At 55.9% G+C, this 19,670-nt stretch carries 16 protein-coding genes; 8 read left to right on the top strand and 8 right to left on the bottom strand.

The window, feature by feature from the left end; genetic code table 11:
* Nucleotides 1-85: 85 nt before the first annotated feature.
* The 4 genes from BLU78_RS00745 to argS form a co-directional block, all read right to left on the bottom strand.
* Nucleotides 86-373: a hypothetical protein gene (locus BLU78_RS00745; protein ID WP_010259231.1), complete on the bottom strand. Its 288-nt coding sequence runs from the start codon at nucleotides 371-373 to the stop codon at nucleotides 86-88.
* A gap of 144 nt (nucleotides 374-517) precedes the next feature.
* On the bottom strand, nucleotides 518-1,519 hold the full coding sequence (locus BLU78_RS00740; RefSeq protein WP_231290701.1) for a hypothetical protein: 1,002 nt from the start codon (nucleotides 1,517-1,519) through the stop codon (nucleotides 518-520).
* An 85-nt stretch (nucleotides 1,520-1,604) separates the two neighbouring features.
* The gene (locus tag BLU78_RS00735) at nucleotides 1,605-3,158 is read right to left on the bottom strand and encodes a DUF4886 domain-containing protein (RefSeq protein ID WP_020692603.1); all 1,554 of its coding nucleotides are present in this window, start codon (nucleotides 3,156-3,158) and stop codon (nucleotides 1,605-1,607) included.
* A gap of 399 nt (nucleotides 3,159-3,557) precedes the next feature.
* Nucleotides 3,558-5,339 carry an arginine--tRNA ligase gene (gene argS, locus BLU78_RS00730; RefSeq protein ID WP_010259225.1) on the bottom strand — a complete coding sequence of 594 codons (1,782 nt, stop codon included), beginning with the start codon at nucleotides 5,337-5,339 and terminating at the stop codon, nucleotides 3,558-3,560.
* A 115-nt stretch (nucleotides 5,340-5,454) separates the two neighbouring features.
* Between argS and BLU78_RS00725 the strand changes: the two genes are divergently transcribed.
* From BLU78_RS00725 to BLU78_RS00690, 8 genes are all read left to right on the top strand, one after another.
* Nucleotides 5,455-6,732: a hemolysin family protein gene (locus tag BLU78_RS00725; RefSeq protein ID WP_010259223.1), complete on the top strand. Its 1,278-nt coding sequence runs from the start codon at nucleotides 5,455-5,457 to the stop codon at nucleotides 6,730-6,732.
* The gene (gene dusB, locus BLU78_RS00720; RefSeq protein ID WP_020692605.1) at nucleotides 6,729-7,751 is read left to right on the top strand and encodes a tRNA dihydrouridine synthase DusB; all 1,023 of its coding nucleotides are present in this window, start codon (nucleotides 6,729-6,731) and stop codon (nucleotides 7,749-7,751) included. Before BLU78_RS00725 ends, dusB begins: the two co-directional genes overlap by 4 nt.
* A 315-nt stretch (nucleotides 7,752-8,066) precedes the next feature.
* A complete protein-coding gene (locus BLU78_RS00715; RefSeq protein ID WP_074711957.1) occupies nucleotides 8,067-11,150 on the top strand; it encodes a SusC/RagA family TonB-linked outer membrane protein in 3,084 nt (1,027 codons plus the stop codon).
* An 11-nt stretch (nucleotides 11,151-11,161) separates the two neighbouring features.
* Nucleotides 11,162-12,652: a RagB/SusD family nutrient uptake outer membrane protein gene (locus BLU78_RS00710; RefSeq protein ID WP_026020566.1), complete on the top strand. Its 1,491-nt coding sequence runs from the start codon at nucleotides 11,162-11,164 to the stop codon at nucleotides 12,650-12,652.
* Between the two features lie 25 nt (nucleotides 12,653-12,677).
* A complete protein-coding gene (locus BLU78_RS00705) occupies nucleotides 12,678-13,151 on the top strand; it encodes a hypothetical protein (RefSeq protein ID WP_010259211.1) in 474 nt (157 codons plus the stop codon).
* Nucleotides 13,152-13,178: 27 nt separating this feature from the next.
* A complete protein-coding gene (locus BLU78_RS00700; RefSeq protein WP_026020564.1) occupies nucleotides 13,179-14,663 on the top strand; it encodes a hypothetical protein in 1,485 nt (494 codons plus the stop codon).
* Nucleotides 14,664-14,699: 36 nt separating this feature from the next.
* Nucleotides 14,700-15,722, top strand: a complete 1,023-nt coding sequence (locus tag BLU78_RS00695; RefSeq protein ID WP_010259207.1) for an acyl carrier protein — start codon at nucleotides 14,700-14,702, stop codon at nucleotides 15,720-15,722.
* Nucleotides 15,723-15,782: 60 nt separating this feature from the next.
* Nucleotides 15,783-17,291, top strand: coding sequence for a calcineurin-like phosphoesterase C-terminal domain-containing protein (locus tag BLU78_RS00690; protein ID WP_010259205.1), 1,509 nt, complete (start codon nucleotides 15,783-15,785; stop codon nucleotides 17,289-17,291).
* A gap of 53 nt (nucleotides 17,292-17,344) precedes the next feature.
* Here the strand turns inward: BLU78_RS00690 and BLU78_RS00685 are convergent, their stop codons facing one another.
* From BLU78_RS00685 to BLU78_RS00670, 4 genes are read right to left on the bottom strand one after another with little or no spacing between them, the layout of a single operon-like run.
* Nucleotides 17,345-17,833 carry a methylglyoxal synthase gene (locus BLU78_RS00685; RefSeq protein ID WP_020692613.1) on the bottom strand — a complete coding sequence of 163 codons (489 nt, stop codon included), beginning with the start codon at nucleotides 17,831-17,833 and terminating at the stop codon, nucleotides 17,345-17,347.
* A gap of 16 nt (nucleotides 17,834-17,849) precedes the next feature.
* Nucleotides 17,850-18,266 (bottom strand): DUF5606 family protein, encoded by a 417-nt coding sequence (locus BLU78_RS00680; RefSeq protein ID WP_010259198.1) that lies wholly within the window; start codon nucleotides 18,264-18,266, stop codon nucleotides 17,850-17,852.
* Between the two features lie 22 nt (nucleotides 18,267-18,288).
* Nucleotides 18,289-18,717: a hypothetical protein gene (locus BLU78_RS00675; protein WP_010259194.1), complete on the bottom strand. Its 429-nt coding sequence runs from the start codon at nucleotides 18,715-18,717 to the stop codon at nucleotides 18,289-18,291.
* Nucleotides 18,718-18,720: 3 nt separating this feature from the next.
* Complete coding sequence (locus BLU78_RS00670) at nucleotides 18,721-19,632, bottom strand: mechanosensitive ion channel family protein (RefSeq protein WP_010259192.1); 912 nt, start codon at nucleotides 19,630-19,632, stop codon at nucleotides 18,721-18,723.
* Nucleotides 19,633-19,670 lie beyond the last annotated feature (38 nt).

Here is a 19,670-nt window from a genome sequence, read left to right as displayed (position 1 = left end):
CGGATACGAAAAAAGCGGGGCCACGATTTCCGGATCGTTACCCCGCTTGAACATTGCCCCTCGCCGTTCAGGGCGGGCAGAAAAATTATTTCTGGCCGTTGATCTTGCTCAGCTTCTCGAAGAGCTTGCCGAAAACATCGTCCATCTCGGCGCGCAGTGCAGCATAGTGCTTGCGGACGAGCGACGGATTGTGCGGTTCGGCAGGATTCATCGCCTTGGCGAACAAGTCATTGCGCACGGCAACGGCCTCCTGCATCACCTCGAAGATCTCCTTCTCTTTCGAAGGCTGGAAACAGATAGCCATATCGCAGTCGAAAACAACCTCTTCGAGGCGGTAATCAATCTCCTTTTTCAGAACGCGTAAATTTGCCATATTCGGTAGATTTTAGAATTTTTGCTTCGGCAAAGGTAGTAAAACCTTTCGGATTATCAAACATTTTCAGGCTGCGGCTCCGGGAAATAATCCCGGACGAGGGACGGACAAAAAAAGATCCCGAAAATTCGGGATCTTTTTTCGCTACATTTTTTCGAGGTCCTTATAAGTCTTTCTGGCGGCTTTCTCGGCCTTCTTGGCGGCCTTGGCCTCCTTTTTGGCAATCTTCTTGGCGGCCTTTTCCTGTGCGCGGACTATCTTCTGGGCTTCACGGGCTTCGTGTCTGGCGATTTTCTCAGCGGCACGGGCCTCCTTGCGGGCCTCACGGGACTCCTCGCGCACCTCTTTCTTATACTCATGCTCGTTGGGCATCTCGACGATAATGCCGTTCACCTGCTCGTCGACGACCACATAGGGCTCTGCGGGCTGCGCAGGCTGCGGGGCCGGTTTCGGTTTGGGGATCAGCGTGCGCTGTTCGACGATGCTGTTGACCTTATAGTCGATCGTCAACTCGACGCGGCGCAACGGCGGCAGGATATGCTCCTTCATATAGTCCCATGCGGCGGTCATCTTCTTCAGTGACAGCTCCTTTTGGTCCGGGGACTGCCGACCGTCGAGAATGCCCAGCACGGCTTGCTTATCGGGTACGGACGACTGGGCGACCAGCGTGCGGCACATCTCCCAATCCTCGGCGACGGAGTTCACCGTCACTTTGTACTTCTTCGAAAAGCCGTACTTCCGGTCGAGATAGGCTTTGAAATCGTTGGCACGACGGGCGGCCAGCGCCTCGTTGAACTTCACGGGTCCGTCGGGCGACGAATAGCCCGTGATGGTCACCGCGCCGACCTGCTTCAATGTGTCTTTGGTCAGGTCGCCGACGAAGGCATTGAGCTCGTCAAGCTCCTTCGAATTGCCGCTGAGCGCAGCGTTGAGCGTCGCCAGGTTGATCCGGTAACGGACCGAATAATCGGTGTCGTTCCGGCTTTTGACCAGAAATCTGCGGACGATGTAGTCTCCGTCGGTAGTCTCCGACAGCAATACGGTATCGGCCGCAGGCGCCGCCACCGCACTTTTGGTCTGGGCCGTCGCCCCGGCAGCGGCGCACAACGCGAGAGAAAGAGCGAATGTAGATACGATTGTTTTCACGCTAAAAATGGTGTTGGTTATTTCTGCCGTCACCCTCGCAAGATTCGTACCACGGCCGACGACGCCAGTCTGCGGCGAAAACTCCCTACTCCTGCTCGTAATCGATGTAAATTTTGTAGATGTAGAAAGCAGCAGTCGAACGGATCGTTATCTCGACCTCCCCTTCCGTGGATGAGCCGCAGTCGGCTGAATACTCAAAGCCCGTATTCTTCACGGCCGTCGTGCTGACGGCGGCCTCCGTAGGAGGAAGATACTCCCGCCCTCCAACGCTGACGGACACGCGCGAGGGTTTCTCCTTCACTCCGCTCGACATCCAAACGGAAACCTTTGAGATCTTCTTTCCGGCAAGTCCGCTCGTCTTCATGACAAACGGGTCCACATAGTCGGCATTGGCTCCGATCTTATAGCGCCCGTTGGCGCTGCCGTTGAGAATTACGAACTTGTCATGGGCCTCGCCCGAAACCTCCCAGTCAATCCCCGCGGGAGCACCGGCTTTTTTGATCGTACAGACACCTCCGGGCGCATCTTCCAGGGAAATGGGATAATCGCAAAGTTTCAGGACATAATTCACCAGCCCCTCGACCGGAGGCTTCTCTTCGGACATCCTCGTGACCTCGAAGGGCGTTTTAAGAGCGTTCAGGGCCGCTTCGACCGCTATCGGCCGGGTCCGGTCATCGACCGGGGTCGAACATTTGCCCGGAGTGTCGTCACTCTTGCCGAAAGCATAACGGCACTCCGAGATGTCCGCTCCGAGAAACGGTTTCAGGACATACTGGAAAAACAGGGCCGATTCGCAGAAGCGCGTGACGCCGTAATCGGAATGGGTGCCGTCGCGGCTGAGATCGAGCGGATGATTCTCATTGAGTTCCGAAGTGCGAAGATTCTGCACGGCAGTCGCATTCGAGAAAAACAGATCGACAGGCGTCCGGGAGGTCACTTCCCGCATCTGGGCGAGAAACGCTTCGAAACATTTGCCCTGATCTCCGTCGAACAGCTCCCACAGGATCGTGTTATGGGTGGTATACAGCTTGGCGGCGGGACAATGAGGGGCGAAATAGACGATACTCGGACGATGCGCCGGCCGTGCATGCTGTATGCAGTCGACCATTTCGAGAAAAGCGGTCCGGCCCTCTTCGGACCATCCGCTGCAATTGGTCCTCGTGTCGTCCTGCAAAGTCACGACATCGTATTCCCGCAATGCGAGAACATCCGCACCGCAGTCATCCAGCAGATTCGGATTGAATTCCGTCCAGTCGTCGTTGCCCGCTTCGTAGACATAACGGGAACACTTCGTGTTCCGGAAATTATTCCAGTGGTTCAGGAGCGACCATCCCCCGTGATAGATCACGTCGATATTGACATTGCCGATACCCATTCCCTTCAACATCCTCGGAAGATGCTCCACGGCATCGGCCGTAAGGCTGTTGCCGATACAGAGAATATCGAGCGTTCCGCCCGCTTCAATCCTGCGCAACGGCGGATTATACGGCATCGTGATGTCGCTGCCGAGCACGACATCATCCTTTCCCGGCATGGAAAACAGGAAATAGCGGCCCTTGTCTTCGACTTTCAGCCCGGATTTCAAATCCTCCGGGGAAACCTCTATGAATTCACCGTCCCGCAGGAGGGTTATCGTCATGGACCCGTCCTCCCGGGAAACTACGCCCGACGCATAATTACTTACATTATTGAGCGAATCGACCCTCCCGAGGTCGAAAACCCGGAGGGGGGGGGGGAACCGGCACGCCCGGGTTATCCTCGCCCGAAGCGGACGATTTAGCACATGAAACGGCAACAGAAATTGCTGCTGCCCAAATTAGCCATTGAAATTGTTTGATTTGCATAGCGATAACGTTTTAGGTTTCACAAATAAAACGATTATCGAACAACTTTCAGCCTCCGTTCCGAACAATGACAATTTAGTCGCATTTTTTGGAAAAATCGTATAACACCCTCCGTCCCCGCCGAACGAGAGCCGACAAAAAAGGCCGCATCTGACGATGCGGCCCTTAGGCATAACGGATACCTTTCAACCGGTTTACATCCGCTCGGGAACATCGATGCCCAGCAGCTTCATGCCGCTGCGGATGACGCGGGCGACCTGCCGGACCAACTGGAGGCGCATTCGCCGCACGTCGGCGTTCTCCTCTTTGAGGATCGAGTGGTCGTGGTAGTAGCCGTTGAACTGCTTGGCCAGCTCGTAGACGTAGGCCCCGATGATCGACGGCGCAAAATTCTCGCCCGCGGCGGCTACGACCGAAGGATATTCGGTCAGCGTCTTCACCAGGTCGATCTCCTCGGGCAGGTAGTCGGCGGCAGCAACTCCCCCGAAGTCGATACCCGCCTCGGCGGCCTTGCGCAGGATCGAGCGGATACGCGCGTGGGTGTATTGGATGAAAGGCCCCGTATTGCCGTTGAAGTCGATCGACTCGCGGGGATCGAACAGCATCGTCTTCTTGGGGTCTACTTTAAGGATGAAGTATTTGAGGGCGCCCAATCCGACCATCGTCGAGACGGCGTTCGCCTCCTCCTCCGTACATCCGTCCAGTTTACCCAGCTCGGCAGACATCTCGCGGGCCGTCGAGACCATGCCTTCGATCAGGTCGTCGGCATCGACCACCGTACCCTCGCGCGACTTCATCTTACCTTCGGGAAGCTCCACCATGCCGTAGGACAAGTGGGTGATATGGTCGCTCCAGTCGGCATAGCCCAATTTTTTGAGCACCAGCTTCAACACCTGGAAATGGTAGTTCTGTTCGTTACCCACGACGTAGATCATGTCGTCGAGCTTGTTGTCCTCGAAGCGGCGGAAAGCCGTGCCGAGGTCCTGCGTCATATAGACCGACGTGCCGTCGCCGCGCAGCAGCAATTTTTCGTCGAGTCCGTCGGCCGTAAGGTCGATCCACACCGAGTTGTCGGGGCGGCGGTAGAAAACACCCTTTTCAAGCCCCTCGTCCACCAGCGCCTTGCCCAGCAGATAGGTCTGCGATTCATAGTAAACCTTATCGAAATCGACGCCCAGCGCCTTGTAGGTCACGTCGAAGCCTTCGTATACCCAGCCGTTCATCGTTTCCCACAGCGAATAGACCTCAGGGTCTTTGGCCTCCCACTTGCGCAGCATCTCCTGCGCCTCGCGCATGATCGGGGCGTTCTTCTTGGCGTCCTCCTCCGACTGTCCCTGCGCCATGAGCTCTTTGATCTGAGCCTTGTAATGTTTGTCGAACTCCACGTAGTACTTGCCCACGAGGTGGTCGCCCTTCATGCCCGTCGAAGCGGGCGTCTCGCCGTTGCCGTAGAGTTTCCACGCCAGCATCGACTTGCAGATATGGATGCCGCGGTCGTTCACCAAATTGGCTTTGAGGACCGTATGGCCGTTGGCTTTAAGAATCTGCGCCACGGAATAACCCAGCAGGTTGTTGCGGATATGCCCCAGGTGCAGCGGCTTGTTGGTGTTGGGCGACGAGTATTCGACCATCACCGTGCGCCCCGTCGCAGGAGCCTGCCCGAAGGCTTCGTCGGCAACGATCTCGGCAAAGCGGGCTGCCCAGAACCGGCTGTCGAGCGAGAGGTTCAGGAAGCCTTTGATCACGTTGAACGCACTGATCTCCGCGATGTTGGCCGTCATATATTCTCCGATCTCGGTCGCGGTGGCCTCAGGCGACTTGCGGCTTCGTCGCAGCAGCGGAAACGTCACGAGGGTATAGTCGCCCTCGAACTCCTTGCGGGTCTTCTGAATCTGCAGCTGCTCGTCGCCGAGCTCTCCGTAAAGCGCCTCCACCGAACGGCGGACCGCATCCGAAATAAAGGTCTCGATATTCATGTCCGAATTGATTTTTGCCTGCAAATTTAAGGTTTTTCGCCGAATAATCAATTCCCGGCCCCTATATATTCTGAAACAATCCGTATATTTGCCGGGTAAACCGACCAGACATTCCATGGAAATACTCGTCATTCTGCTGCTGATCCTGCTCAACGGGCTTTTCGCCATGTCGGAGATCGCGCTGATCTCGGCCCGCCGTTCGAATCTGGAAATGCAGGCCCGTCAGGGCAGCGCAGGGGCCCGCCAGGCTTTGAAGCTGGCCAAAGACCCCGACCGTTTCCTTTCGACCGTACAGATCGGCATCACGCTCATCGGTATCCTCACGGGTATCTATTCGGGGGACACGCTGGCCGCCAAATTCGGCAAGGAACTGGCCGAACTCGGCATTCCGCTGCGCGCAGCGACCGTCACGGCGCAGGTCACGATCATCATCGTGGTCACCTACCTCACGATCATCTTCGGCGAACTGGTGCCCAAGCGCATCGGCATGAACGCTGCGGAAAAGGCCGCCAAGATCGTCGCACGCCCCATGCGGGCGCTTTCGGTCGTGACGTCGCCTTTCGTATGGCTGCTCTCCAAGAGCACGGCGGGCGTCACCCGCCTGCTGGGCCTGCACAAGGCCGAGAGCAAGGTCACCGAGGCCGAGATACGCTCGATCATCCAGGAGGGCGCCGAAGACGGCGAAGTGCAGGAGGTCGAACAGAAAATCATGGGGCGCGTCTTCTCGCTGGGCGACCGCACGGTGGAATCGATCATGACCCACCGCAGCGACCTGGTGTGGATCGACGTGTCGATGACGGCCGACGAAATCCGCGAAGTCGTCGCCCGCGCGCCGCACAACCGCTACCCCGTCGGCGACGGCAATCTGGACAAACTGTTGGGCGTGGTCTACCTCAAAGACCTCTTTCTGCACCTCAATACCCCCACGTTCGACCTGCGCACGCTGCTGACTCCCGGAAAATTCTTCCACGAGGGATTCGAGGTCTACAACGCCCTCGAGCAACTGCGCAGCGAGCAGTTGGGATACGGCATCATCTGTGACGAATTCGGCGTCACGCGCGGCATCATCACCCTGAAAGACATCTTCGAAGCGCTCGTCGGCGAACTCCCCGACCCGCGCGAGGAACCCGACATCGTGCGGCGCGACGACGGCAGCTGTCTCGTGGACGGGCAGTGTCCCTACTACGACTTTCTCGCCTGGTTCGGGCTCGAGGAGGTATTCCAGCACAATGCCTACAACACCGTCAGCGGCCTGATCCTCGAGCAGTTGGCGCATATCCCGGCCACGGGCGAAAAGTTGTCGTGGAACGGCTTCACATTCGAGATCGTGGATATGGACGGGGCGCGCATCGACAAAGTTCTGGTTACATTCGATCAACAGGAACAGTTATGAAAATCGCAGACATAGAGTTGGGTGAACGCCCCCTGCTGCTGGCGCCGATGGAGGACGTGACCGATCCGTCGTTCCGCTACATGTGCAAGCGGTTCGGGGCCGACGTGGTCTACACGGAGTTCATCTCCTCGGACGGGCTGATCCGCGACGCGGCCAAGTCGCTCAAAAAACTCGAAATCGACGACGCGGAACGCCCCGTGGGCATCCAGATTTACGGCCATCTGATCGAACCGATGGTCGAGGCGGCGCGGATGGCCGAGGCCGCCCGGCCCGACATTATCGACATCAATTTCGGTTGTCCGGTGAAGAAGATCGCCGGGCGCGGCGCCGGATCGGGCATGATGCGCGACGTACCGCTGATGGTCGAAATGACGCGGCAGATCGTCGCGGCGGTGAAGACGCCCGTGACGGTGAAAACCCGCCTGGGATGGGACGACGAATCAAAAAACATCGAAGAGATAGCCCTGCGGTTACAGGACGTGGGCATTGCGGCGCTTACGATCCACGGCCGCACGCGGGCCCAGATGTACCGCGGTGAGGCGGATTGGACGCTGATCGGACGGGTGAAGAACAACCCGCGGATACACATTCCGATCATCGGCAACGGCGACGTCGATTCGGGCCCGAAAGCCAAAGAGATGTTCGACCGCTACGGCGTGGACGGCGTGATGATCGGCCGCGCGACCTACGGCCGGCCGTGGATATTCCGCGAAGTGAAGCACTATCTCGCAACGGGCGAGGTAATGCCCCAGCCGTCGGTCACGGAACGGGTCGCCATCGCCAAGGAGCATTTGCAGAAGTCGTTGGAGATCAAAGGCGACCATATCGGCATCCTCGAAATGCGACGCCACCTGACGAACTATTTCAAAGGTCTGCCCGACTTCAAACCCACGCGACTGAAACTGGTGACATCGCTCGACACCGACGAGTTGTTCACGACGCTCGACGAAATCGCCGCCCGCTGGGGCGGCTACGACCTGAGCGGCACGGTCCCTGCCCCGCTGTCGCACAACCTGTAAAGGGACTCCGCTTCGAGTTCCGACACAACGGCTCCCGGCGCTTACAATCCGTAAGACCGGGAGCCATTTTTTCGCACAAACGGAAACCATAACGTATTATGTTCGTATTTATTGTTACAACGCGTGTTTTTTTATCTCTCTCAGGACTTTAGTTCACGCTTTTTTGCCTATTTTTGTAGAAACAGACGCCCCGGAAACGACCGGATTCAGGGCGGCAAACAGAATCAATACCTTTATTTATTAAACTATGAAGGAAACTTTTACGGCGACCAACACAGGGTATAGTTGCAGCATGCGGCATCTCCTGTTTCTTGTGTGTGCCCTGACGGTTTCTGTCGCAACCCCGGCAAGGGGGGGGGGGAAAATTCATCCTCCGCATTAGGTAACACCGCGACAGGGTCGAACGAGGCACAGACATCCCAAAGTGCGACCCGCAACATCAGCGGACAAATCTTCGACGCGCAAGGCGTCCCTTTGATCGGTGCAACGGTCATGATCAAAGGCACTTCGAGAGGCATTCACACCGGCACAGACGGAAAATTCACGCTGACGATCCCCAATACGGGCAAGGTTGTCATCCTCGCGGTCTCCTATGTAGGCATGAAGAGCCGCGAGATCGGGATCACCACCCAAAATTCGCTCAAAATCAAACTCGAACCAGACACGGAGATCGGCGAGGTCGTCGTGACGGGCTACGGCGTCGTCCAGCGCCGTGAAAATCTGGTCGGCAGCGCCTATCAGGTAAATGCCAAAAAACTGGAACTGATGCCCGTAAGCCGCGTCGACAACCTGCTCGACGGCATGGTGCCGGGCATGCAGGTGTCGAAGGGATTCAACAACAGCGACGAAAGCATGCGCGCACGCCTGACCGTGCGCATCCGCGGCGATGCGTCGCTCAGCGCCTCGAACGAACCCTTATGGGTCGTCGACGGAGCACCCATTTACACGGGAGGGATCACCGGACTGAGCATCGGGACCGAGTACACCATCAGTCCCCTCTCGTTCATGAACCCCAACGACATCGAATCCATCACGGTGCTCAAAGACGCTTCGACTACGGCCCTTTACGGCGCCGACGGCGCTAACGGCGTAATCCTCATCACCACCAAGAAAGGCCGGGCGGAGAAGACCAACATCAACGTCAGCTTCAAATACGGCATCGCGTTCGCAAACGAAAGCACCCGTTACAAGATGCTCAACGCTTCGCAGTATATGGAATATGCCCGGGAAGCGTGGACCAATGCCGGTTACCCGATCTCCGCCTTTCCCTATCAGGACAACGAGTACAACAGCTACTCCACGACCGATACCCAATGGCACAAATACTACCTCGATACGGGCCAGACGTTCCAGGTGGACCTGAGCGCCAGCGGCGGCACCAAACGGATGACGAACTATGTCTCGGCAGGTTATTACACCGAAGACATGATCCTGAAAGGCAACAAGCAACAGCGCATATCCCTGCGTTCCAATTCGAGTTATACGTTCTTTCCGGGCCTCGAGGCCTCGCTGAACCTCAACGGAACCTACAACATCAACGACACGTTCCCGTCGACGCGCACCTATTATGAAACGCTGCCGATCTTTTCGCCTTATGAGAACGACGGCCACACCTACCGGCTGTACAACTATTACAGCCGGGACAACTTTTACGAATACAAGCCCTCTCTGGTAAAATTCTACGACAACGACCTTCCCGAACGCGACCAGAACGACAACCGCCAGCGGACGCTGAACGCCAGCATGAACGCCTCGCTCAAATGGGAGCCCATCAAAGGCCTTTCGGCCACCACGCAGTTCGTTACCAACTATATCGGAACCTACGAAGCGCTGTACTATGCCCGTACCAACCTGTCGGGATACTATGCCAATGAACCGGCCGGAATTTCACGGCGAAGCGGCGTTTTCAACCTGAACTGGGCGAGCGTCAGCCGCATCAATTTCGACCGGAGTTTCGGCAAACACCGCGTAGGCGCGCTGGCAGGTATCGAGTTCAAGCACGAGGAGCACCGGAATCTCAACGTCTCCGGTTACGACTTCATCAACGACCAGATCAAGGAAGTGGCCTACGTTCCCTCGGCCAATGTCAGCGGATCGAGCAACACGAATTATTCCCGTTCGCTCTCCTATCTGGGACAGGCCTCCTACTCCTACGACAACCGTTATTACGCAACGGTAAACATCCGGCGCCAGGGATTCTCCGCGTTCGGCGAATACTCCCGCTGGGCGACCTACGCATCCATAGGCGCAGGCTGGAGCATCCACAACGAGAAATTTTTCCAGAACGACATCTTCGATACGCTGAAAATTAAGGCTTCGTATGGTACCAGCGGCAATTCGCGCGTAGATACCTCGTCGGCGCACGGCACTTACAGCCTTACGGCAAGCTACTCCTACCAGGGCAATGTCGGCGCCATGCAGAGCGCCGTACCCAATCCGGGACTTACGTGGGAGAGAACCTACATGACGAATGTGGGACTCAGCATCGGACTTTACAAGCGCGTAATGGTCGACGTCGAGTTCTACAACAACCTCACGACCGATATGCTGACCCAGAGCCGCGTGTCGTCGATCATCTCCGAGGACGCCGTAATGCGCAACGTCGGCAAAATGCGCAACCGGGGTTACGAAATCGTCATCACCTCGGCGAACATCGTCCACAAGGATTTCTCCTGGCAGACCGAACTGAACATCGCCCACAACCAGAACAAGATCCTGTCCCTGTACGAAGGCATCACCCGAAGTTTCGGAGAGCGCGTCTGGGAAGAGGGCCGCGCCAAAAACGAATGGTGCCTGATACGCTGGGCCGGTATCGACCCGGCCGACGGACAGCCCATGTGGTATGACAAACGCGGCAACATCACCAAAGTATACTCCTACGACAACCGTGTCTCGGACGGACGGACTCCCAACCCGGCCCTATACGGCAGTATGACCAACATCCTGCGGTGGAAAGGACTGTCTCTGCGCTTCATGCTGAATTACACGATAGGCGGCTGGCAATACACCTCCCTGGACCGCTATACCCTGAATTCAGGCTATGAGATCATAGAGGCGAACGCACCGGTCGAAGCGTTGAACCACTGGAAAAAGCCGGGTGAACTGGCCATCAATCCCCGGGTTGCCTACAAGAACGATATGAAATCGACCTCCTATACCGACCGTTTCCTGCACCGTATGACCAATATCCGCCTGCAGAACATTGCGCTGACTTACCATTTTCCGAAGCAGTTGTGCAAAAAACTGCGGATGGAGGCTATGAGCGTCTCGTTGGTCGGCGATAACGTTTACCTCTGGACCCCCGATCAAAAGCACGGAGAAAACAGCTACAAGACGATCATGAATTCCGGATACCCGATGACCTCGACCTATTCGGCAAATCTTTCCATAACCTTCTGACACCCGAGCATATGAAACGAATAACGACTTACATTTTGGCTACGGGCCTGCTGGCCGGCTCGGCCGGCTGCAGCAGCTTCCTCGAAGTCGAGGACATCGGCAAAAGCACCATATCGTCCTTTTTCGCGGAACTTACGGGACTGCAGAGTGCATACTACGGCATGTACAGCGCCACCTACTCGTTTTACGACGACTACGCGGTCAATTACCCCGACCTGGCGAGCGACCTGGCGGATACAACCCCCAATGCCGGAGAAGCCCAAACGGACATCTACAACTTCCTGGCACTGCCCGAAGACAATGCCGGTTATCCGCGGCTGGTCTGGCGAGGAGCTTACAACGTGGTCACCAACGCCAACAACATCATCCATTACGGCCCCAACCTGAAGGACGACTATCCGGACGATACGGCCGAGATCGACCGGATCATCGCACATGCCTACTTCATCCGTGCGCTGATGTTCCTGAACCTTTGCAATGCCTATTGCCAGACTTACACCTACACGGCGGACGCTTCGCACCTGGGCATTCCCCTGCCCCTGCGCCCGATGAGTTTCAACGACACAATCTACCGCAGTACCCTGCAGCAGGCATACGCCCGGATTATCGAGGATATCACTACGGCATTGACCACACTCGGCAAGACGGGAGACTCCGACGTCTATTACGCTTCGGCAACGGCATGCCGGGCATTGCTGGCCCGTGTCTACCTCTACATGGGCAACTACGGCCTGGCCGAACAATATGCCTCGGAAGTCATCGCGAAGGTGCCGCTGACGCCCTATGCCGACTACGAAATGATGTTCCGCTACCCGCACGAGAACAAAGGCAAAGAGACGATACTCCGGATGAGCGGTTACGACAAATCGTCGTCGATAAGCAATCTCTACAATCCTTCGAATTCGCCGAAGGCCGTACCATCGGCCAAACTGCTGGCACAGTTCGACGATCCCAACGATATCCGGCGCCTGCGGCTGTTGCACTACGACCCGATTTATGAAGGCTATGATGACGGCACGCACGGATACGAAATGGACGCCTGCGTAAAATACTACGTCAACGACAAATACAAAAAGGACAACAAAGGCCTCAACGGCCACAGCGATCCCTTTGTACTGCGTTGCTCGGAGATGTACCTGATCCGCGCCGAAGCGCTCTGCAACCGCGAAAACCCCGATCTCGACGGGGCCGCCGCCGACCTGAAGGCACTGATCGCCCGCGCAACGAACAAGTCGGCAGACGATATCGTGCTGGAATACTCCGGGCAGAATGAGCTGAACGCCCTGATCGAGCGGGAGCGCATGCGCGAACTCTGCTTCGAGGGCCATCGCCTGCTGGACATCGCACGGCGCCACCAAAACCTGGTGCGCGACGATTCGTCCCCGGCAACGACCAAGGCGCTCGTTTATCCCGACTACCGTTTCGTGCTGCCGATCTGCCAGTTGGAAATGGATTCCAACTCCGCAATGAAGCAGAATCCCGGATACGAAGGTGCAGAATAGACAAACATCCCATAAAACAAGTACTATGATTCAGAAAATAGGTTTCATACTGACCGTTGCAACTGCCCTGCTGCTCTCCTCCTGCAAAAAGGACGAGCCCTACGACCACCCATTCGTCTATGTCATACAAGCCGATGACGCCGCTTATGCCGCCACATCGACCGTATCGACGCAGGCGACCGTCGTACGCACGTATAACATCTGTCTCAGTTCGAAAGAGCTGACCGAAAACCTCGTCGTGGACTACTCGTTCACTGTCGGCGACGGGCTGAAGGCCGGCGTCGATTTCGAGCGTGTGACCACCGGCAACCAGATCGTTTTCGTGCCGGGCGTTTACTCCATGCCGATCCGCATCCGCTGGCTGCCCAACGCGGTCGATGCTTCGAAGGACAACTCGGTCACGATCCGCATCGAAAACACCAGTCTCGGATTCACGATCGGATTCCCGGGTCCCGACCAGCTGTCGAGACAGCATACGATCCGTAAAGTCAACATGTAATTATCCACCTTTTAATTCAATATCATTATGAAAAAGTACCTATCCATGCTTTGCTGCCTCGGGGTGTTGTTCACCGCAGGATGCGGCGACGACAAGACCGGAGAAGAGGAAGGCCCGACGGGCGAGGCCAAACTCACGGCATTCAGTTTCAAAGCCGAAAATAACCCCGACTATCTGGTGAAGGATTACACCGGCACGATCTCCGGAACGGCGATCAGCGTGAAGGTGCCGGCCGACACTGATCTCTCAGCGCTCGTCGCGACGTTCGAAACGGCCGACGGCGAATCGAAGGTGACGGTAAACGGCACGCCCCAGGTCAGCGGCACGACGGCCAACGACTTCTCCGACCCGGTAGACTATCTGGTAAGCCTCGGCAAGAAGAACGCCCTCTACACCGTCACGGTCAGCGAACTGCCGGAGGCCGTATGGACCAAGGTCACGGAGTGGGAACAGGATGCGAGTTCCATTCGGCTGGAGATAGATCAAACAGACAATCTTCCTTGCCTTGTCGTGACAAATGAAAATGCGGTGACATTCGCTAAATTGAATGGAAATACGTTCACGAGCGAAACCGTGGCAAATCGGAAAGGTCAATATCCCGGATTAGGCATCAGCAGTGCCGGACAACCGTATATATTCTTCTATGAAAGCGAGACGCTGAACGGGACAGTAGCCACCAAAACAGGCGGGGCCTGGACTGAAATCTGCAATTCAATCGAAAGAACAGCCAATCAGGCTGGTCCTACCATTACCACAATTGACGGGAAAGTATTTGTATTCACGGTAAATGACAACAGAAGCCCGAGTACAAGAAGAAGACAGATCGATGTAGCCACTTATGACGGTAGCTCTTGGACAACAAGCGGCGATATCCCCGGACGCAGTATAGCCAGAGGATATTGGCCCGTCGCACGAACTAAAAACGGTACAATGTATCTGTTCGTATTGAACCCCGTCTCACCGAATTCATTCTCTATTTATACATATAAGAACGGAACGTGGAGCACCTTTATCGAAGAATATGCATATCCGTCTTCCGAACCCGGCGCAGAACCAGCCACATATCATTCTTTCTCTCTCTATTGCCCGGATATGGTAATCGATGATGACGGTAACATATACCTCGGAATTTGCTATGATTACAGCCCCCAGGTCCTCAAAATCGATGCCAATACGAAAGAGATCAATCGCATAGGCTCAGTAATTCCGTCCCCTGGAAATACATCAGGACGGACCTGCCGTATCGCATTAAGCCCTCTGGGTAAGTTATATATGGCCTACAGAAATTCGAACGACGCCAAACTACTACAAGTTGTTTCTCTCGACGAGAAGACAAAAGATTGGACTGCTCCGATACAGATCAGTTCAGAACCTGTTTTCGATGAGTTCGAATGCAAATTTACGAAAGAAGGAACAGCTTATCTGGCCTACTATGTTCAGGAAGAAAAAACTGACGGCGTAGTAACTACCCCCGCCAAAATATGTCTCTACAAATTGGCTACTACGGAATAATCTTAAATCAACCTATCGCAACTAACCTTATAATCCATGAAAAGGAAGATTCGCACAGCAAGGGCCTACGCAATGGCCCTTGCCCTTGCGGCAACGATCTCAATGACGTCATGCCAGACACAGGATTATTCAACCGATTTAACGTTAAATAATGGACAAGAATATATACAAGACAACAGCAGAGTTAAGGCCACGCGATCCAATATAACTGCTACAAGGACAGTCTTTAAAAAAGTCCAAGCGATTATTTGTGATCATGTAAACATCTCGCCTGGTCAGATCCAGTTGGGTTCGATTATCAGAAACGATTTAGGATTCGACAGCTTGGATTTTATTGAAATAATCATGTCTGTCGAGGAGGAATTCGGGATTTCCATCCCAGACGAGGCCATAGATAGCTTGATAACAATAGAAGATTTAGTGGTTTTCATAAACACAAATCTTTCATCACATCCAGCAATTTTCACAAAACTTTTACTGATACTCGAAGAACAAATAAATATTTCCAAAGGTCAGGTAGACACTTATTCCAACCTGAATACAGATTTGGGAATGGACAGTTTGGATTTCTTTGAATTAATAATAGCTGTCGAAGAAGAGTATGATATTCAGATTCCAGATGAAGACCTCAAAAATATTGTAACGGCTGAGAATCTGGTCGTTTACATAGCCGCACAAATAGAGCAGCAGCAACCGCCGGTCGATCCGCCGGTCGATCCGCCAGTCGATCCGCCGATTATTGATCCTGTTCCACCGGTCGACCCTCCAATTACCGATCCCGATCTACCTGCAGATCCGACCGATATCGAGAATTGGCTCAAAGAAACGCTCTCTATGAAAACAGGCACTCCTACATTCATGTTAACTCGGTCAACCCGCCTAATAGACGATTTAGAAATGGATGAGGTAGATATTCTCGACTTCAAGTTAGCGGTTGAATCACACTTCGGAATTTTGATTTTTGATGACAGAGCAGCAATGCTGTTAACCATCGGAGATTGGATTACGTACATCGAAAGCCGAGCACCTGGCCGTCCTCTCAGCACCGTTCTCCAATAAATAATGCGGGCCGCAAGGCTCGCATTATTTTACCCGAATATCCGATCAACAAATTCATTTATGAAACCGATTTCCATCTTTCTGACGCTGGCGTTTCTGGCACAAGAGATGATCGCAGCGCCGCCGCAGGCCGTCGCACAGCCCGTGCGTTCGGGAACACTCTTCCTCGACCGCAACGGTAACGGCATCCGGGACAAAGGCGAACCCGCCCTGAAAGGCATTCCCGTGTCCGACGGGGATACGGTCGTTCTTACCGACCGGAAAGGCCGCTACAACCTTCCGGCAACGGAGCCCGGCAGCGTATTTCCCATTCTTCCGTCCGGCTACGAATTTCCGGGCGGCGGGATCGCCAACACCCGGTTCCGATACTTCCCCGACAGTACGGCAGGCGGCAATGCCGATTTCGGGCTGGTGCGCCGCAGACAACCCGACCGTTTCAGCATCGCCGCCGTGGGCGACGTGCAGTTCGGCGACACGACCGAAGCGGGATATGCCGCACGCACTTTCTTCTCGGAACTGGCGGAGCGCCGCGACCTGGCCTTTTCGCTTTTCCTGGGCGATCTGGTAAACGACGACTGCACGCTGTTCCCGCTCTTCAAGGAGCTGGCCGACGAACTGCCGATACCCTCTTGGACGCTTTCGGGCAACCACGACCGGGATATGGACAGCGTCCGGACCGTTGTCCGCTACAACGAGGCTTTCGGAGCCGACACCTACGCTTTCGACTACGGACCGGTCCATTTCATCGTCTTCAACAACGTCTTCACGGAAGGACGCCGCAGCTATGTCGGCAAACTGACTGAAAAGCAGCTGCGATTCCTGCGCAACGATCTGGCACGGGTACCGCGGGAGACGCTCGTGGTCATCGCCCAGCACATTCCGATGGCTGCCACCAAAAACAAGGACGAAGTACTTGCACTGCTGGACGGACGCCGCTGCCTGATGCTTTCCGGACACACCCATTCGGTCTTCCGGAAACGGCTGGCGGCCAATGTGCAAGAGTTGGTTGCCGGGGCGGTCTGCGGACTGCTCTGGACCGGGGAGCAGGACTTGGATCTCGTACCGCGCTCCCTGCAGCCCTGCGGAACCCCGCGCAACTACTTCCGTATCGATTTCGACAAGGCGGATTACACATTCCGCTTCAAAGGCATCGGCCTCGATGAAGGGCATCAGGCCGATGTGTGGATTGCCGACGGCAATCCGCAGGACCGGGAGATCGAAGAGCTGGCCTCCCTGCCAATGGGGAGTATCGTGGTGAATCTCTTCGCCGGAGGCCCGGAGACGCTGGTCCGGATGCGGATCGACGACGGCGCATGGCAATCGCTGGCGCACACGGCCATGGCCGCGCCGACGGTCCTGCGGTCGAGACTGCGCAACCAGCAGGGATATTTGCAGTCGAAATATGCACGCCGCTCACCCCACCGCAATGCACCCTCACCGCATATCTGGACAGGACATCTGCCCGAGGGTACGCCGCCGGGCCCCCACCGGATATGTCTCGAAGCCCGAGACACAACGGCAGACAGCGCCCTAAAACTGACAGACATACGAGTGATACTCGCCCCCTGAAAACGAAAAATCCGGAACTTTGGTTCCGGATTTTTCACAGCACTACCCCGCGACTATTTCAGCACCCGCTCGACGTAGGCTTTGTAGTCCTTCACGACGGGCTTATATTCGTCGTCCTCGAACAACGGCGAGGAGATCAGACAATCGGCCGAGGAGCGGTTGATCGCCGTCGGCACGTTATAAAGCGTCGCCAGACGCAGCAATGCCTTCACGTCGACATCGTGCGGCTGGGCCGACATCGGGTCCCAGAAGAAGATCAGCGCATGGATCTTGCCGTCGGCGATCAGCGACCCCAACTGCTGATCACCGCCCAACGGACCCGATTTCAGCAACGTGATCCGCAGTTCGGGCTTCGGCTCGTCTTCCGCTTCATGCTCCTCCTTGTGGTCGCGCAACGTCTGCTCGACCATCTTACCCGTCGTTCCGGTGCACACCAGATGGTGACGGCTCAACTTGCGGCTGTTCCAGTCGACCCACTCCGCCAGGTCACGCTTCATATTGTCGTGGGCCACCAGAGCCAGCACTTTCGTCTGTTTTCCCATAATCTTCAAATAAGAACTATTTCTCCTCTTCTCCGGCCTCGGCGGGAAGCTTGAACTCCGTAAACCCGGCCTGCAAAAGCGTGTTGTACCACGCAAAGCACTTCTTCATGTCCGAAACGTGCACCCGGTCGCGGTCGTATTCGGGAAGCACCTCGGCAAACGCGGCCTTCAGCTTCTCGGGAGCCTCCTTGGGGCTGATCGCCTCCTTGCCCCCGGTATGGGCGTAAATCCGGGTGAAAACGTCGGCCAGGGCGATGTCGTCGCCTTCGGTGAACATCGAAATCTCCGTCAGAGCGCTCACCTTGGCATTCGCCGCGGCGTTCATGCGCCGTCCGTCGAGCAGCGATTCGACGATCACGCCGTTCTTCGACTGCGCCACGTATTTATAAAGTCCGGGCTGGCCCGAAATGGCCAGAATCTCTTTCAGTTCCATAATGATTCGTTATTTCTTTCTGTTAATTGGGTTGTTCGGGTTTTTCATCCTCATCTTCTTTGGAGATCGTATACGACCGGGGATCGGAGAGGGTCACGACATCGTAAGCCGTGATGGCACGGACCCAGAAAGTCACTTTCCGGCCCGCCTTCTGCCGGGGAATGGTCCCTTTGTAGGTCAGCGACGTAGCTTCGGCTTCGAATGAGCGCAGGAGCGACGCAAACCGCACGTCGGAATCGTCGTCGTCGAGGATATAAACGATGTCTATCCGATGGAATCCGTATTGGCTCGTCACGAACGCCTCCACTGTAACGTCCGTATCGGGAGCGACTTCGGCCGGGGAGAACGTCACTTCGCCGAACTCCGCAGAGGTCGTTCTTTCCGGCCCGGATTCGGAATTGCAGGCTGAAAGGCACAGCGCTGCGGCAGCGGCGAAAAACGTTCGTCTCATCGTCTACTCTTTTTTCATGTGTACGTCCATCTGCGGGAACGGGAAGCTGAGACCGTGCTTGGGCAGCTCCTTGTAGAACTCCTCGTTATGCTCGAAAAAGACGTTCCAGTAGTCGCCGTTCTTCACCCAGGCCCGGATCGTGAGGTTCACCGAGCTGTCGGCCAGCGCAGCGACCCACACCACCGGCGCGGGGTCCTTCAGGACGCGGGAATCGGCGTCCAGCATCGCCAGCACGGCCTTGCGGGCCACGTCCACGTCGTCGCCGTAGGAGATGCCCACGGTCCAGTCCACGCGGCGCAGATCGGCCGTGGAATAGTTGTCGATGATGGCCGTGGCGATCGAGTTGTTGGGAATATAGATCGTCTGGTTGTCGGCCGTGGTAATCACCGTCGAAAAGAGTTTGATGTCGCGCACGGTGCCCGACTGCCCCTGGGCCGAGATGTAGTCGCCGACGCGGTAGGGCTTCATCAGCAGGATCATCACCCCGCCGGCGAAGTTCTGCGCCGTACCGCTCAAAGCCATACCGATAGCCAGCGTGGCGGCCGAAGCGACGGCGATGAGCGACGTGACGTTGACACCCAGCGTCGAAACGACGATCAGCACCAGCAGGAGCGTGAATACGGTGCTTATGGTATTACGCGTGAACGACCGCAGCGAGATGTCGACGTTGCGGTGCTGCATGGCGACATCGACCAGTTTCAGGATGCGCCGCACGACCCACCGGCCGATGAAATAGATGGCCAGCGCGATAAGGATCTTTATCAGTATCCAGACTGACTCCGAAAGCAACGATTGCAGCAGGGCGTGATAATCGATGTTGGCGATCTTCTCGACCGCCTCTGCGAAATGGGCTTTCTGCACACTGTCCGGCACGATCAGGGACGCCGGGTCCTCGGCTGCTAAAAATGTCCACATAATTCCGTTTTTTTAGTTTGTCACGCAAAAATAGCCAA

Source organism: Alistipes timonensis JC136, assembly GCF_900107675.1.
GTDB classification, from domain to species: domain Bacteria; phylum Bacteroidota; class Bacteroidia; order Bacteroidales; family Rikenellaceae; genus Alistipes; species Alistipes timonensis.
This window is presented reverse-complemented; position numbering and strand designations above follow the sequence as displayed.

What these genes read in the sequence shown, in the direction of transcription:
- BLU78_RS00690 (WP_010259205.1), top strand. Translation starts at nt 15,783, where the DNA reads ATGAAACCGATTTCCATCTTTCTGACGCTGGCGTTTCTGGCACAAGAG.
- BLU78_RS00700 (WP_026020564.1), top strand. Translation starts at nt 13,179, where the DNA reads ATGAAAAAGTACCTATCCATGCTTTGCTGCCTCGGGGTGTTGTTCACC.
- BLU78_RS00680 (WP_010259198.1), bottom strand. Translation starts at nt 18,266, where the DNA reads ATGGAACTGAAAGAGATTCTGGCCATTTCGGGCCAGCCCGGACTTTAT.
- BLU78_RS00695 (WP_010259207.1), top strand. Translation starts at nt 14,700, where the DNA reads ATGAAAAGGAAGATTCGCACAGCAAGGGCCTACGCAATGGCCCTTGCC.
- argS (WP_010259225.1), bottom strand. Translation starts at nt 5,339, where the DNA reads ATGAATATCGAGACCTTTATTTCGGATGCGGTCCGCCGTTCGGTGGAG.
- BLU78_RS00710 (WP_026020566.1), top strand. Translation starts at nt 11,162, where the DNA reads ATGAAACGAATAACGACTTACATTTTGGCTACGGGCCTGCTGGCCGGC.
- BLU78_RS00705 (WP_010259211.1), top strand. Translation starts at nt 12,678, where the DNA reads ATGATTCAGAAAATAGGTTTCATACTGACCGTTGCAACTGCCCTGCTG.
- BLU78_RS00725 (WP_010259223.1), top strand. Translation starts at nt 5,455, where the DNA reads ATGGAAATACTCGTCATTCTGCTGCTGATCCTGCTCAACGGGCTTTTC.
- dusB (WP_020692605.1), top strand. Translation starts at nt 6,729, where the DNA reads ATGAAAATCGCAGACATAGAGTTGGGTGAACGCCCCCTGCTGCTGGCG.
- BLU78_RS00685 (WP_020692613.1), bottom strand. Translation starts at nt 17,833, where the DNA reads ATGGGAAAACAGACGAAAGTGCTGGCTCTGGTGGCCCACGACAATATG.
- BLU78_RS00745 (WP_010259231.1), bottom strand. Translation starts at nt 373, where the DNA reads ATGGCAAATTTACGCGTTCTGAAAAAGGAGATTGATTACCGCCTCGAA.
- BLU78_RS00735 (WP_020692603.1), bottom strand. Translation starts at nt 3,158, where the DNA reads ATGACGATAACCCTCCTGCGGGACGGTGAATTCATAGAGGTTTCCCCG.
- BLU78_RS00670 (WP_010259192.1), bottom strand. Translation starts at nt 19,632, where the DNA reads ATGTGGACATTTTTAGCAGCCGAGGACCCGGCGTCCCTGATCGTGCCG.
- BLU78_RS00675 (WP_010259194.1), bottom strand. Translation starts at nt 18,717, where the DNA reads ATGAGACGAACGTTTTTCGCCGCTGCCGCAGCGCTGTGCCTTTCAGCC.